Genomic DNA, 13,023 nt, shown 5'->3' on the forward strand with positions numbered 1-13,023 from the left:
TTCTTGCGGCTCTCGCTTTGAAGTTTCCGGCTCGCGCATCACTTGTCAATGGCGTGGACACAGCGTCCGGCAGCGAACCGGTGCACCTCACCCCACACGGGCGTCAACCGCGCACCTCTCCCGGAGTCCGCGGAGGAGAAACGGTCAACCCCGCCCGGCCGTACCATGACTGGCCACCGGCAGACCACACGACGAAAGGACACCCTCATGTCCGACCACTCGACCGTCGCCACCGATCTCACGTCGCAGTACGTCGCCCAGGTGGCGAGCGACCTCGAGCGCAACGCCAAGGAGCAGGAGCGGGTCGGCGCCGAGATCGCCGAGCTGCAGCAGCAGTTGGCCGCGCTTCAGCGGGACCACGCGTTGCTGGTGAAGATGCGGCGGGCGCTGGATCTGGCGGCGGAGGGGCCCGGGGACACCGCGGTCGCCGAACCCGCCACGCCCGCCGAGCCGTCGAAGGACGCGTCCGCCACGCCGGCGGAGGAGGCCGCCGTGTCCGCGGGCGCGGCCGTGCCCGCGCCGCGCAGCCGCGACGGCGTCGGGTCCGGGGCGGAGAAGCCGAAGCGGGAGCGGAAGAAGGTGACGGCGGGCGGTGCGGGCAAGGCAGCCGCCGCCTCCACGAAGACGGGCGGCTCGGCGAAGACGGGCGGCTCGGCGAAGGCCGCGGGTGCTGCCAAAACCGCGGGTGCCGCCAAGTCCGGGGACGCGGCGAAGGCCACGGGCGCGTCGAAACCCGCCGGACCGGCGAAGTCCACCGGCGCCAGGGCCTCACGCAAGCCCGCCGCCCTCAAGCCGGCCGCCCCCAAGCCGGCCGGTAAGGCGTCCGCGGTGAAGGCGCCGCGCAAGGCCACGGCGAAGGCCGCCGAGTCCGCCCGGGGTGACGCGCCGAAGCTGGTCGACCTGGTCCGCCGGCATCTGGACGAGCAGAAGGAGCCCCGCTCGGCGGCGGAGGTCGCAACGGCGCTGGGCCAGGCGCACCCCGGACGCACCATCAAGGTGACGGTGGTCCGCTCCACCCTGGAGGGTCTGGTCGCGCGCAGCCAGGCCCAGCGCAGCAAGCAGGGCACCTCGGTGTTCTACACCGCGCCCGACGGCGCCACACCGGCCCCGGAGCGTGCGGCGGACGCACGGTCCTGAGGCCGGCCCGCCGCGTTCACGGGCGCGTGTGGCGCACCTCCGCCGGCCCGAACGAGACGCAGGTGCGGGAGCCGTCGTCCGCCCATGTCACCTCCACGGTCCCGCCGTGGACGCGTACGTCGGTCACCGCCCGCTCCAGCGACGGGGCGTCAGGACCGGCGGTGAGGGACGCCAGTGCCAGGTGCACGGTGGTGCCCCCGCAGCCGCCGGTGAGGCGGGGCACGCGGGCCCACGGGGTCCAGGCGGTGCCCTGCGGCGCGGGGAGCGTCTCAGGTGCCGGGTCGTCCCAGCCGCACAGGCCGTGCAGGGCGGACACCGTCGGCTCCTCAGGGCCCGTGGCCCAGCCGGTGAGGGTGACCCGCGCTCCGGGCGGCGCCCCCACCACGCGGTGTGCCCGCAGTTCCAGGCCGCCGTGCGCGACGGTGACGCTCTCGACCGTCAGGCCCGGCACCATCGGCGGGCCCGCGACGAACACGGGCCGGTGCCAGGAGGCGGCCCAGCCCCAGCCGTCGCCGTGCCCCGCGCCCAGGGGGTGGACGCGGCGGCGCACGCTGGGCCGCCCGGCCACCTCCACCGACAGGTGGTTGTCGGCGACGTTCGCCGGGGCGGTGGGTCCGGTGCGGGTGGAGTACGCCAGCCGGCCGTAGTGCGGGTCGTCGTCGGCCGCCGACTCGCCCTCGTGCGGCCGCACATGGTCGCTGCCGTGGTTGTGCAGCCGTACGGTGCCGTCGGCGCGGGTGGCCTGGAGGAGCAGGCCGGGCCCCGACAGGGACAGCACCCGGTCGGCCTCCTCGACCGGGGCGGGCTCCTCGGTGTCGGTCCACAGCGCGTGACCGGCGGGGGCGAGCAGCGCGACGAACGCCTTCGACGCCCAGTACGGCGACGCGGGACCGGAGTACTCCTGAAGGCTCGCCTCGTGCGGGCCGTGCCAGCCGAGGGACAGCAGTCCGTCGGGGGTGAGCGCGCCCCGGTCGAGGAAGTGGCGCAGGCTGCCGCTCGCGATGCGGCGCGAGGCGCCCGGGGTGAGCGGGGTGTGGCCGGTGACCGCGCCCAGTGACACGGCCGCGGAGGCGGCGAAGCGGTACGTCAGGGAGCGGCCGTAGTGCAGCGGAGCGCCGTCCGCGCCGAACATCAGGGAGAAGCCGTCGAGGTGGGCGCGGAGGCGTCCGCCGTGACGGGCGAGGGCGTCGGCGTCGCCGGAGAGGTGCGCGTCGAGGACCGGGTAGAGATGCAGGGCCCAGCCGTTGTAGTGGTCGAAGGCGCGTCCGTCGCCGTCGGCGTACCAGCCGTCGCCCCGGTACCAGCTCGCGAGCAGGTCCAGTGCCCGCTCCCGCGCGGCGGCCGTCTCGGAGTCGCCCCGGCCGACGGACTCCAGGAACCCGGCGACGGTGTACGGGAAGAGGTACCAGTTGTTGGGCGCGGGGGTGTGCCGCAGGGCGCCGCGCAGCCACTCCTCCGCGCGGTCCTGCACCTCGGTGCCGAGTTTGTCCCACAGCCAGGGCGCGGTGAGCCGCAGGCCGAGCGCGACGGACGCGGACTCGACCATGGGCTGGCCCTGGACGTCGAAGTCGAGGATGAGCGGCCAGGACTCGGTGTCGTCGCGGCCGGGGGTGCGGGTGCCGGCGGCGAGTCCGTCGGCGTACCGCTCCAGCCAGTGGTGGGGGTCGTCGCCGTCGGCGCCGGCGACGCGGAAGGCGGCGGCGAGGAACGTCCGGGCGTAGCCCTCCAGGCCGTCGGAGCGCACCCCCGACCGGGAGGGGCGGCCGGGCAGGTGCAGCAGGGCGCTGCCCGGGGTGGCCCGGCGCCAGGCGGCCGCGAGCAGCCCGTCCGCCACCGCCTCCCAGTGGGCGCGGGTGTATCCCGTGCGGGGACTGATGTCGTGGTCGTCGGCGGGCAGGTCGAAGGGGATGCTCATGCGAGGAAGGCCAGCCTTTCGCGTCGGACGGGGTGCAGGAAGCCCTCTCCGGAGGCCCAGCGGGCGACCTCGGAGACGGCCGTGTCGGCGAGCCGGCGCCACTCGTTGCCCTGCGAGCCGGCGAGGTGCGGGGTGATGAGGACGTGCTCGCAGTCCCACAACGGGTGGTCGTGCGGCAGGACTTCGGGGTCCGTCACGTCGAGCACGGCGCGGATGCGGCCGGCGAGGGCGGCGTCGGTGAGCGCGTCCTGGTCGAGGACCGCGCCGCGTGCGGTGTTGATGAGCACGGCGCCGGGCTTCATCGAACCGATGAGGTCCCGGGAGACCAGTCCGCGGGTCTCGGGCAGCAGGGGGGTGTGGACGCTGACGGTGTCGCCGAGCCGGAACAGCTCCTCGAGCCCGACGCCCCGCACGCCGAGCCGGGCGGCCTCGGCCTCGTCCACGTACGGGTCGTGGAGCAGCACGTCGACGTCGTGCGGGCGGAGCAGGTCGATCACACGGCGGCCGATGAGGGACGCGGAGAGGACGCCGACGGTGCGGCGGTGGTTGCCGACCGTGCGGGGGGTGTGCAGCCAGTCGGCGCGGGTGCGGGTGGCCCGGTACTCGCGGGCGCTCTCCAGGACCCGTTTGCCGGTGAGGAGGATCATCGCGAGGGTGTACTCGGCGACGGGAACGGCGTTGGCCGCGGCGGCGGAGGACACCTCGACGCCGCGGTCCCAGCAGGCGTCGGTGACATGGCCGCGGACGCTGCCGGCGGTGTGCACGACGGCCCGCAGCCGGGGCGCGGCGCGCAGCAGGTCGCCGTCCAGGGGCGGGCAGCCCCAGCCGGTGACGAGCAGTTCGGTGTCGGCGAGCACGGCGCGGGCGGCGGGGGTGGTGAAGTCCTCCAGCACCGCCGGGGCGAGGTCGCACAGGGCGTCGAGGGCGGCGCGCGACTCGGGGTCGAGGACGGCGGAGGCGACGTCCGGGGACATGGCGAGGGCGGCGCGGGGACGGCGGCCGGGCGTGGGCTCGGTCATGTGGTGCGGTGACTCCTTGCGTGGGCGTTCACTTCACGGCGCCGGCGGTCAGACCGCTGCGCCAGAAGCGCTGGAGCAGGACGAAGGCGAGGATGAGGGGCACCACGGCGAGCAGCGATCCCATGATGACCACGGGGTAGTACTCGGGCGACACGGACGCGGAGCTGTTCCACGCGTACAGGCCGAGGCTGACCGGGTACAGGTCCTGGTCGGAGAGCATCACCATGGGCAGGAAGAAGTTGTTCCAGACGGCCGTGAGCTGGAACAGGAACACGGTCACCAGACCGGGCCCCAGCATCCGCAGCGCGACCCGCGCGTACATGGTGAGTTCGCCGGCGCCGTCGATGCGGGCGGCCTCCAGCACCTCGTCGGGGACGTAGCCCTGGCTGAAGATGCGGCCGAGGTAGACGCCGAACGGGTTGAAGAGGACGGGGATGAACACCGCCCAGAAGGTGTTGACCAGTCCGGCCTCGGAGGCCATCAGGTACAGCGGCAGGGCGAGGACGGTCTGCGGCACCATGACGGCGGCGAGGACCAGGCCGAACAGCTTCTCCTTGTGCCGGAAACGGTACTTGTCGAAGGCGTAGCCGCAGGCGACGCTCACCAGCGCGCCGACGGCGGCGCCGAGCACCGCGTACAGCAGGCTGTTGACGTACCAGCGTCCGTACAGGCCGCCGTCCATCGCGAACAGGTCGGTGAGGTTCCGCGCGAAGGAGAAGTCGCTCAGGGAGAGCAGGTCGCTGCCGAACAGGGCGTCACGGCTCTTGGCGGCGGCGAGCACCAGCCACAGCACGGGCAGCAGGGTGTAGAGCACGGAGATCGCGACGACGGCGTTGACAGTGGCCCGGCCCAGCAGGCGGGGGCGCAGCAGGGGGGAGCCGGTGGCGCTCATCGGGCCTCCTCGGCGGTGGAGTTGCGGCTGGTGAAGCGGGTGACGCCGTACGACAGGGCGATCGTGCACAGCAGCAGGACGACGGAGGCGGCCGCGGCGAGGCCGTAGTTGTTGCGGGTGAAGGCCGCGTCGTAGATGTACATGCTCGGCGAGAAGCGGGAGTTGATCATCGGGGAGGACTGGCTGAGCAGCATCGGTTCGGTGAACAGCTGCAGCGACCAGATGAGGGTGAACATGGCGACCATCACGATCGAGGCCCGCACCAGCGGGGTCTTCACCTGGAGTGCCGTGCGCACCGGGCCCGCGCCGTCGACGACGGCGGCCTCGATCACCTCGCGGGGCACGGCCTGGAGGGCGGCGTAGAAGACCACCGTGTTGTAGCCGAGGTTGCTCCACAGGGCGATGTTGACGATGGACGGCAGGACGGTGTGCACGCCGAGGAAGTCGATGGTGATGTCGGCGCGGGCGAACAGGTCGACGACCGGGCTGATGCCGGGCGTGTAGAGGTACAGCCAGATCAGCGCGGCGATGATGCCGGGCACGGCGTGCGGCAGGAAGAGCCCGAGCTGGGCGAAGGCGCGCAGCCGTACGACGCCGGAGTCGAGCAGCAGCGCCAGCAGGAGCGCGCCGGCCACCATGAGCGGGATGTAGATCAGGCAGTACAGGGCGACGGTCCCGAGGCCGCCGAGGAAGGTCGGGTCGGTGAGGACGGCGGCGTAGCTGCGCAGGCCGACGAAGACGGTGCGTTCGGGTCCGAAACCGAGTCCTGGCTGGTCGTCGCTGTAGAAGCTGAGGTAGGCGGCGGTGCCGACGGGGATCAGGAAGACGGTGGTCAGCAGCAGGAAGAAGGGGGCCATCAGCACGCCGGCGGCGCCCAGCCTGCGGCGCCGGGCGGTGCGGCGGGTGCGGGCGGAGGGGGCGGCGGTGCGCGGGGCGGGGACCCGCACGGTGTGCTCGGTCGTCGCGGTCATGAGGGGTGTCACCTGCCTTTCGGGCGGCTCAGGTGCTGTGCTGGGTGGTCGACAGGCCGAGGGCCTCGAGGTCGGGCATGGTGCCGTCCTGGGCGGCGCGCACCGAGCCGACGATCGTGCCGCGGCCCGCCGGCACGCGGGCGAAGGAGTCCTGCATGACCCGGCCGGTGGCGGTCATCCGCGGGCCCCAGACCCAGCCGTCGCGGATCTTCTCCGCCTCCTGCTCGAAGAGCGTGTAGATGTCCTGGCCGCCGTAGTAGGAGCGGTCGAAGGCGTCCCGGCCGACGGCGACCAGGGCGGAGGCCGCCGGGTACTGGCTGCTGGTGCCGCTGGACAGGCGGGCGCGCAGCGCGTCGGGGTGGGAGACCTGCCAGGCGATGAACTCCATCGCGGCCTCGGGGTTCCTGCTGTCCTTGGTGACGGCGAAGGTCGAGCCGCCGTGGGTGCCGACGGCCGGGCGGGCGGTGTCCCACTGGGGCAGCGGGGCGATGCGCCACCGGCCCTTCTGGCCGGGGCGGGCGTTCATCTGCGCGCCGGCGTCCCAGGCGCCGCTGAGCCGGGTGAGGACGAGCCCGTTGCCGATCTGGGCGTCGGACTGCCGGCTCTCGACGGCGTTCATGAAGATGTCGTCGCGGTCGATCAGGTCCTGCCAGTACGCGGCGACACGGCGGGTGGGGGCGTCGGCGAGGGACACGTTCCAGGCGCCGTCGCGGGTGTCGAACCACTGGGCGCCCGCCTGCCAGGAGTAGGCGGCGAACTGGGTGGCGCCGTCGGTGGGGAACAGCACGAGCCGCCGGTCGGGCGCCGCACGCCGTACGACGCGGGCGAGATCGGCGAACTCGTCCCAGGTGCGGGGCACTTGGAGGCCGTACCGGTCGAACAGATCGGCGCGGTAGTGCATCACCATCGGCTCGACGTCCAGGGGGACGCTGAACACGCGCCCCTGGAAGGTGGTGAGGCCGAACGCCTGCGGCAGCAGTGCCGCCCGCAGCCGGTCGTCGACCAGCCCGGTGATGTCGCGGGCGACGCCGTCGATCGCGAACCCCGGCACCTGCGGGTACTCGATCGTGGCGACGTCGGGGGCGTTGCCCGCGCGGGCGGCGCTGCTGAGTTTCGCGTAACCGCCCTGGCCTCCTGAGGGGATCTGCTGGAAGTCGACCTGGATGCGGTCGTGGGTGCGGTTGAAGGCGTCGACCACTTCCTGGCTGCCACGCAGGGCGGACCAGAAGGTGACGCGTACGGGCTTCTTCGCACCGGTTCTGCTGCTGCCTGATGGGGCGTCGTCCGCGCCTTGGCTGCAGGCGCCGAGGGCTCCTGCAAGCGGCGCGGCGGCCATCGCGGCGAGCACGGATCGACGGCGGTGTCGACCGGGCATGGCGCCTCCCGCGGCTCCTGGCGTGTCGGGGACACGGCTGTTCGGGACACGGGAATCGTCGGGGCTCGACCGGCAAACGGTCAATAGATCGATCAGAAGAAAATGAAACGTTCAAACGCTCACTTGGCGTGCGCCCGGTCTCCCTTCGTTTCGCTGCGGGTGTCCGCGAGCTCTTGGTCCGCGGCCTGTCGGGTCCGCGCCCGACCGGTCCGCGCCCGACCGGTCCGCGACTGCCGGTCCGCTCGGCTGGTCCGCCCTCGGTCGGCCGGCGACGGGCCGTGGCCGTGCGTGGCGCTGGTTCCGCCGGGGCCGCCTGACCCCTGAGGCCGGGACCCTGCGGGCCGCCCTGCGGGCTGGGGCTGCCCTGTCCGCCGAGGCCGGCGGCCGACGCCGAGGGCGAGGCCTCGCATGCCCCGCCGGAAGGCGGAGGGACGGTCAGAGGGCTCGTGTGGAGCCGCGTACGGACAGGGAGGGCAGCAGCTCCACCCGGCGCACGGGTGTGCGCCCGGCCGCCTCGGAGTCCAGCCGCTCCAGCAGGAGTTCGGCGGCCGCCCTTCCGACGTCCGCCTTCGGCGGGGCGACGGCGGTCAGCGGCGTCGTCCCCAGGCCGGCCACCACGTCGTCGTAGGCGACGACGGAGCAGTCCTCCGGGACCCGCACCCCGTGGTCCGCGAGCCGCTGCACCAGCATCAGCGCGTCGACGTCGCCGTGCAGCACCGCCGCGGTGGCCCCCGTCCTTCTCAGCACCTCGTGCAGTTCGGCGGTCTCCTCCGGGGCGTACGGGCCCTCCTGGCCGGCCTCGGGCGCGCTCAGCGTCCACGCCCACGCCTCGACGAGCGGGTGCGCCCCGGCGATGCGCGCGCACGCCGACCGCAGGGTGCGCGCGGTGGGACTGTCGTCGCGGGTGGCGAACACGATCCGCCGGTGGCCGAGACCCACCAGGTGCTCCACGGCCAGGTGGGCGCCGTGGACGTGGTCGGAGCAGACGGAGTCCATGGCGTGCAGCGCGGTGCCCGCCCCGGGGCGCCGCTCCATCAGCACGGCGGGCACCTCCAACGCGGCGAGCCAGAGGTGGTCGGCCTCCTCGTCGGCCGGCGTGCGCCAGCGGGGGGCGAGCAGCAGACCGGCGGCGCCGTCCTCCAACGCGCGCTCGATCAGGGGGCGTTCGGCGCCCGCGACCTGGGGTGCGATGTGCAGCGCGATGCGCTTGCCGGACGCTTCCAGCACCGAGCGGGCGCCGTGCAGGGACTCGTACAGGTAGTGGTGGCGCTCGGGTACGACGACGGCCACGGTGTCGCCGTCCGGCGGGCGCGGCGCGGGGATGTCGCGGGCGGCGAGGGTGGAGCGCACGACGCCGTGCCCGCGGCGGAGTCTCCCCTCCCGGGCCAGCTCCTCCACGTCCCTCCGCACGGTCACCACGGACACCTCGAGCTCGGCGGCGAGATCACTCACCCGCGCCGACCCCCGGGACTCCACGGCAGCGAGGATCCGCTGCCTCCTGACCTCGACCGGCTCGCGCATGAGGCCCCTCCCCGCGGCGGAATGTTCGTTTGAACGATGCGGGCATCATAACGATCGCTCCGCCGGGCGCCCGCGGGAGCGTCCGGCTCGTACGGCAGGGTCAGGAGGGGCGGGGACGGATCGTCATGCCCGGGCGGCGGCGGTGGACCGTGAGGTAGGTCAGGCCGTCGGGGCCGGCCGCCAGGGAACGGGTGGAGCCGTGGGGGAGCCAGGTCAGGGCGCCGGTGGGCAGGGGGTGGTCGCCGTCCGGGGCGGTGAGGGTGCCGTCGCCGGCGAGGACCAGCAGGAGGACGTCGAGGTCGGGCTCGCGGTGAGTGTCCACGCGGTGGCCGGGCGGGAGACGGACGACGTTGGCGTCGAGCTGGCGGCCGGACTCCGCGAGCCGCCACAGCGCGCCGGCGGGCCCGTCGCCCGCGGCGGCGGCCAGGGCGGCCGTGTCGCAGAGGACGCGGGGCAGGGGCGCTGCCTCGCCGTCCGGTCTTCCGGTGTGCTCCGACGTCATGGTCGCCGCCGTCCGTCCCCGAGAGCCCGGCCGCGCCGGGTGTCACGCGCTCGCTGTCGTGCGGGAACCTAACACGCGGCCGGGGGCAGGACGGCCAGCCAGTCCGTGAGCAGGCGGTTGGTGTCCTCGGGCCGCTCCTGCTGCACCCAGTGGCCGCAGCCCTTGAGGATGTGCGACGACACCAGGCCGGGCAGGGTGACCGGGAAGGCGTCGATCGCGTCGGCCATCCAGGTCGTGGACGCGTCGAGTTCCCCGCCGATGAACAGGGACGGCTGCGCGACCGGTGCCCCGTCGTACGGGGCGAGGTCCTCCCAGTCCCGGTCCATGGCGCGGTAGCGGGCCAGCGCCCCGCTCATCCCGGTGCGCTCGAACTCGCCGGCGAACGCGTCGAGTTCGGTGTCCGTGAGCCATGCGGGGCGCCGGTCCGCCGGAAACCGTTCGCGCAGGGTCCCGCCCGGTCCGGTGAAGTACGGCGAGGGCGCTCCGGGGCCGGGCATGGTGTCGGCGGACAGGGCCGCGTAGAACCCGGCGAGCCAGCCGCGTACGTCCGGCTCGATCTCGGCCTCGGCGCGGCCCGGCTCCTGGAAGTACGACACGTAGAACTCCTCGTCGCCTCCCATCGACGCGAAGACCGTGCTGGGACGAGGCCCGCCGCGCGGGGCGTAGGGAACACTGAGCATCGCGACCGCGCGGAAGACGTCCGGCCGGAGCAGGGCTGCGTTCGAGGCGACGGACGACCCCCAGTCGTGGCCGACGACGACGGCGGTCCGCTCCCCCAGCGCCTCGACCACCGCGACGGCGTCGTCCACGAGTTCCCGTACGCGGTACGCGTCGGGGGCGGCGGGCCGGGAGGAGCGGCCGTAACCGCGCACGTCGACGGCAACCGCCCGGTAGCCGGCCGCCGCGAGGGCCGGCAGCTGGTGCCGCCAGGAGTACCAGCCCTCGGGGAAGCCGTGCACGAGCAGCACCAGCGGGCCGCTGCCCTGCTCCACCAGGTGCACGCGGCCCGCGGGGGCGGGGACGAGACGGTGGACGAGCGGTGATGTCGGTACCGGCACGGCTGCTCCAGAGTCGCTCGGGGGCCCGCGGACGCCGGTGCGGCTCCGGAAGGCCCTGGTCGTAGGCCGAGCATGCGCCGTCGCGCAACGGAGGGCGAGCGATGTTGCCGGTTCCGCAAACGCCTGCCGTGATGACGTCCACGGACGCCCTCGTCGTGCGGCCGGCAGTCGGAAGCGAAAGCACACGGTACGCGGACGGCACCCCCGGTGCCGGGCCTCCGTACCGCGTTGCCGGTCCCCCGTTTCGGCGTTCCGGCGCTGTGCGATGATCCTGGCGGGCCCGGGGGCGCACGTGCGCCGAGGTGTCGCCGGCGGGCTCCGGGACGCGAGAGGAATGGACGGACGTGACCACGCAGGGACCGGACGACGGCGGAACGCCGCAGGATCGGGAGGACGACGTGCCGTCCGTGCCCGACGACGTCTGGCAGCGGTTCCTCATGGACAGCGAGCAGGCCATCCGTACGTCCGCCCCCAGGGAGCCCTCGGCGGTGCAGCGGGCCGCCGGGCGGTCCCCCCAGCTCCCGCCGCCCGCACCGACGAAGCCGCCCCGCCGCGACACCCCGGAGGCCGTCGGCGACCTGTGGCAGCCGGACGACCCGTGGGAGGGGCCTGCCTGGCGGGACCTCGACGGGCGGGCGCGGCTGCGCCGGGTCGGGCGTGTCGTGGGGACTGCCGCCGCGATCGCCCTGGCCCTGGGCGCGTGGTCCCAGCTGTCCACGGGCGCCGGCACCCCGGCCGAGGGGCCCGGCGACACCGTGCTCCGGCAGTCCGAGGAGGCCCCGGTGACGCTGCCCCCGGGGACCTCCGTGCCGGCCGGGCTCACCACGCCGTCCGCCACGGAGATCCAGGCCGGCTGACAAGGCGTTCAACGGCCCGGGCGGAGGCGCCCGGTCAGCCGCCCAGCGCCGCCAGCACGACCCCCTTCGCCTCCTCCTGCACCCGGCGCAGGTGCTCCGGGCCCTGGAACGACTCGGCGTAGATCTTGTACACGTCCTCCGTGCCCGAGGGGCGGGCCGCGAACCAGGCGCTCTCCGTGGTCACCTTGATGCCGCCGACGGACGCGCCGTTGCCGGGCGCCTCGGTGAGCACGGCGGTGACCGGCTCCCCCGCCAGGGTGTCCGCGGTGACCTGGGCCGGGGAGAGCTTCGCCAGGCGCGCCTTCTCCTCGCGGGTCGCGGGGGCGTCGATGCGCTCGTAGGCGGGTTCGCCGAAGCGGGCGGTCAGTCCGGCGTAGTGCTGCGACGGCGTCTTCCCGGTGACCGCGGTGATCTCGGAGGCGAGCAGCGCCAGGATGATGCCGTCCTTGTCGGTGGTCCACACCGAGCCGTCGCGGCGCAGGAAGGAGGCCCCGGCCGACTCCTCTCCGCCGAAGCCGAGGCTGCCGTCGACCAGTCCGTCCACGAACCACTTGAAACCGACCGGTACTTCGACCAGGTCACGCTTCAGGTCGGCCGCGACCCGGTCGATCATGGCCGAGGAGACGAGGGTCTTGCCGACGCCCGCCGCCGACGGCCACTGCGCGCGGTGCGCGTACAGGTAGCCGATCGCGACGGCGAGGTAGTGGTTGGGGTTCATCAGGCCCGCGTCGGGGGTGACGATGCCGTGCCGGTCGGCGTCGGCGTCGTTGCCGGTCGCGATGTCGAAGCGGTCGCGCTGCCCGATGAGGGACGCCATGGCGTGCGGCGACGAGCAGTCCATGCGGATCTTGCCGTCCCAGTCGAGCGTCATGAACCGCCAGGTGGGGTCGGTGAGCGGGTTGACCACCGTGAGGTCCAGGCGGTGCTCCTCGGCGATGCGGCCCCAGTAGGCGACCGACGCCCCGCCCAGCGGGTCGGCGCCGATGCGGACGCCGGCCGCGCGGACCGCGTCCAGGTCCAGCACGCTCGGCAGGTCCGCGACGTACGTGCCGAGGAAGTCGTAGCGGCCGGTGTCCGGCGCGGCGAGGGCGCGCGTGTAAGGGATGCGGCGGACGTCCTTGAGGCCGCCGCGGATGATCTCGTTGGCGCGCTCCTGGATCCAGCCGGTGGCGTCCGATCCTGCGGGGCCGCCGCTGGGCGGGTTGTACTTGAACCCGCCGTCGGCGGGCGGGTTGTGGGACGGGGTGACGACGACGCCGTCGGCGAGTCCCGTGCCGCGGCCCCGGTTGTGGGTGAGCACGGCGTGCGAGACGGCCGGGGTGGGCGTGTACCCGTCGGCGCTGTCGATGAGCACCGTCACGCCGTTGGCGGCGAACACCTCCAGGGCGGTGACCCGCGCCGGCTCGGAGAGGGCGTGGGTGTCCGCGCCGAGGAAGAGCGGTCCGTCGGTGCCCTGCGCGGCGCGGTACTCGCAGATGGCCTGGCTGGTCGCGGCGATGTGGTCCTCGTTGAACGCGGCCGCCAGTGACGAGCCGCGGTGCCCCGAGGTGCCGAACGCGACGCGCTGCCCCGGGTCGTCCAGGTCGGGGTGGAGCGCGTAGTACGCCGTGACCAGCCGAGCGACGTCGACGAGATCCTCGGGACCGGCCGGACCGCCCGCTCGCTCGTGCTGCATGTGCCCACTCCTCCGCAAAAGGTCGGTTGTCACGCTTGCGGAGCCATCTTTCCCCGCCGGGGCGTCGCCGCGCGAGTGGGCTCGGTCCGCTCCGGCCCCCG

The 13,023-nt window shown here is 74.1% G+C and carries 11 protein-coding genes; 2 read left to right on the forward strand and 9 right to left on the reverse strand.

Annotation, left to right across the window (positions count from 1 at the left end; translation table 11 throughout):
- Positions 1-207 precede the first annotated feature (207 nt).
- Positions 208-1,137, forward strand: a complete 930-nt coding sequence (locus tag MTR79_RS18965; protein WP_244791445.1) for a hypothetical protein — start codon at positions 208-210, stop codon at positions 1,135-1,137.
- Between the two features lie 16 nt (positions 1,138-1,153).
- Here MTR79_RS18965 and MTR79_RS18970 read toward each other — a convergent pair whose 3' ends face one another.
- The 8 genes from MTR79_RS18970 to MTR79_RS19005 form a co-directional block, all read right to left on the reverse strand.
- Entirely contained in the window at positions 1,154-3,052 is a 1,899-nt protein-coding gene (locus tag MTR79_RS18970) for a DUF2264 domain-containing protein (protein ID WP_244791447.1), read from the reverse strand.
- Positions 3,049-4,071: a hydroxyacid dehydrogenase gene (locus MTR79_RS18975; protein ID WP_244791449.1), complete on the reverse strand. Its 1,023-nt coding sequence runs from the start codon at positions 4,069-4,071 to the stop codon at positions 3,049-3,051. The genes MTR79_RS18970 and MTR79_RS18975 overlap by 4 nt, the downstream gene beginning before the upstream one ends.
- Before the next feature lie 28 nt (positions 4,072-4,099).
- Entirely contained in the window at positions 4,100-4,963 is an 864-nt protein-coding gene (locus MTR79_RS18980) for a carbohydrate ABC transporter permease (protein ID WP_244791450.1), read from the reverse strand.
- On the reverse strand, positions 4,960-5,934 hold the full coding sequence (locus tag MTR79_RS18985; RefSeq protein WP_189365765.1) for a sugar ABC transporter permease: 975 nt from the start codon (positions 5,932-5,934) through the stop codon (positions 4,960-4,962). The genes MTR79_RS18980 and MTR79_RS18985 overlap by 4 nt, the downstream gene beginning before the upstream one ends.
- Before the next feature lie 28 nt (positions 5,935-5,962).
- Complete coding sequence (locus tag MTR79_RS18990) at positions 5,963-7,309, reverse strand: extracellular solute-binding protein (RefSeq protein ID WP_244791452.1); 1,347 nt, start codon at positions 7,307-7,309, stop codon at positions 5,963-5,965.
- 435 nt (positions 7,310-7,744) lie between these two features.
- Entirely contained in the window at positions 7,745-8,830 is a 1,086-nt protein-coding gene (locus MTR79_RS18995) for a substrate-binding domain-containing protein (RefSeq protein ID WP_189365767.1), read from the reverse strand.
- Positions 8,831-8,930: 100 nt separating this feature from the next.
- Positions 8,931-9,332, reverse strand: coding sequence for a hypothetical protein (locus MTR79_RS19000; protein ID WP_189365768.1), 402 nt, complete (start codon positions 9,330-9,332; stop codon positions 8,931-8,933).
- Between the two features lie 68 nt (positions 9,333-9,400).
- Positions 9,401-10,390: an alpha/beta hydrolase gene (locus MTR79_RS19005; RefSeq protein ID WP_244791454.1), complete on the reverse strand. Its 990-nt coding sequence runs from the start codon at positions 10,388-10,390 to the stop codon at positions 9,401-9,403.
- Positions 10,391-10,734: 344 nt separating this feature from the next.
- On the opposite strand from MTR79_RS19005, the gene MTR79_RS19010 reads away from it, so the two are divergent.
- Positions 10,735-11,247, forward strand: a complete 513-nt coding sequence (locus tag MTR79_RS19010; protein ID WP_244791456.1) for a hypothetical protein — start codon at positions 10,735-10,737, stop codon at positions 11,245-11,247.
- Between the two features lie 34 nt (positions 11,248-11,281).
- Here MTR79_RS19010 and pgm read toward each other — a convergent pair whose 3' ends face one another.
- Positions 11,282-12,922 (reverse strand): phosphoglucomutase (alpha-D-glucose-1,6-bisphosphate-dependent), encoded by a 1,641-nt coding sequence (pgm, locus tag MTR79_RS19015; RefSeq protein ID WP_189365771.1) that lies wholly within the window; start codon positions 12,920-12,922, stop codon positions 11,282-11,284.
- Between the last annotated feature and the right edge of the window lie 101 nt (positions 12,923-13,023).

The sequence above is a fragment of the Streptomyces sp. BJ20 genome (assembly GCF_022869105.1).
Lineage (GTDB): Bacteria > Actinomycetota > Actinomycetes > Streptomycetales > Streptomycetaceae > Streptomyces > Streptomyces griseoincarnatus.

Bases quoted from the DNA above. Each gene is read 5' to 3' on its own strand.
- MTR79_RS18970 (WP_244791447.1), bottom strand. From the start codon at position 3,052: ATGAGCATCCCCTTCGACCTGCCCGCCGACGACCACGACATCAGTCCC.
- pgm (WP_189365771.1), bottom strand. From the start codon at position 12,922: ATGCAGCACGAGCGAGCGGGCGGTCCGGCCGGTCCCGAGGATCTCGTC.
- MTR79_RS18980 (WP_244791450.1), bottom strand. From the start codon at position 4,963: ATGAGCGCCACCGGCTCCCCCCTGCTGCGCCCCCGCCTGCTGGGCCGG.
- MTR79_RS18990 (WP_244791452.1), bottom strand. From the start codon at position 7,309: ATGCCCGGTCGACACCGCCGTCGATCCGTGCTCGCCGCGATGGCCGCC.
- MTR79_RS18995 (WP_189365767.1), bottom strand. From the start codon at position 8,830: ATGCGCGAGCCGGTCGAGGTCAGGAGGCAGCGGATCCTCGCTGCCGTG.
- MTR79_RS19000 (WP_189365768.1), bottom strand. From the start codon at position 9,332: ATGACGTCGGAGCACACCGGAAGACCGGACGGCGAGGCAGCGCCCCTG.
- MTR79_RS18965 (WP_244791445.1), top strand. From the start codon at position 208: ATGTCCGACCACTCGACCGTCGCCACCGATCTCACGTCGCAGTACGTC.
- MTR79_RS18975 (WP_244791449.1), bottom strand. From the start codon at position 4,071: ATGACCGAGCCCACGCCCGGCCGCCGTCCCCGCGCCGCCCTCGCCATG.
- MTR79_RS18985 (WP_189365765.1), bottom strand. From the start codon at position 5,934: ATGACCGCGACGACCGAGCACACCGTGCGGGTCCCCGCCCCGCGCACC.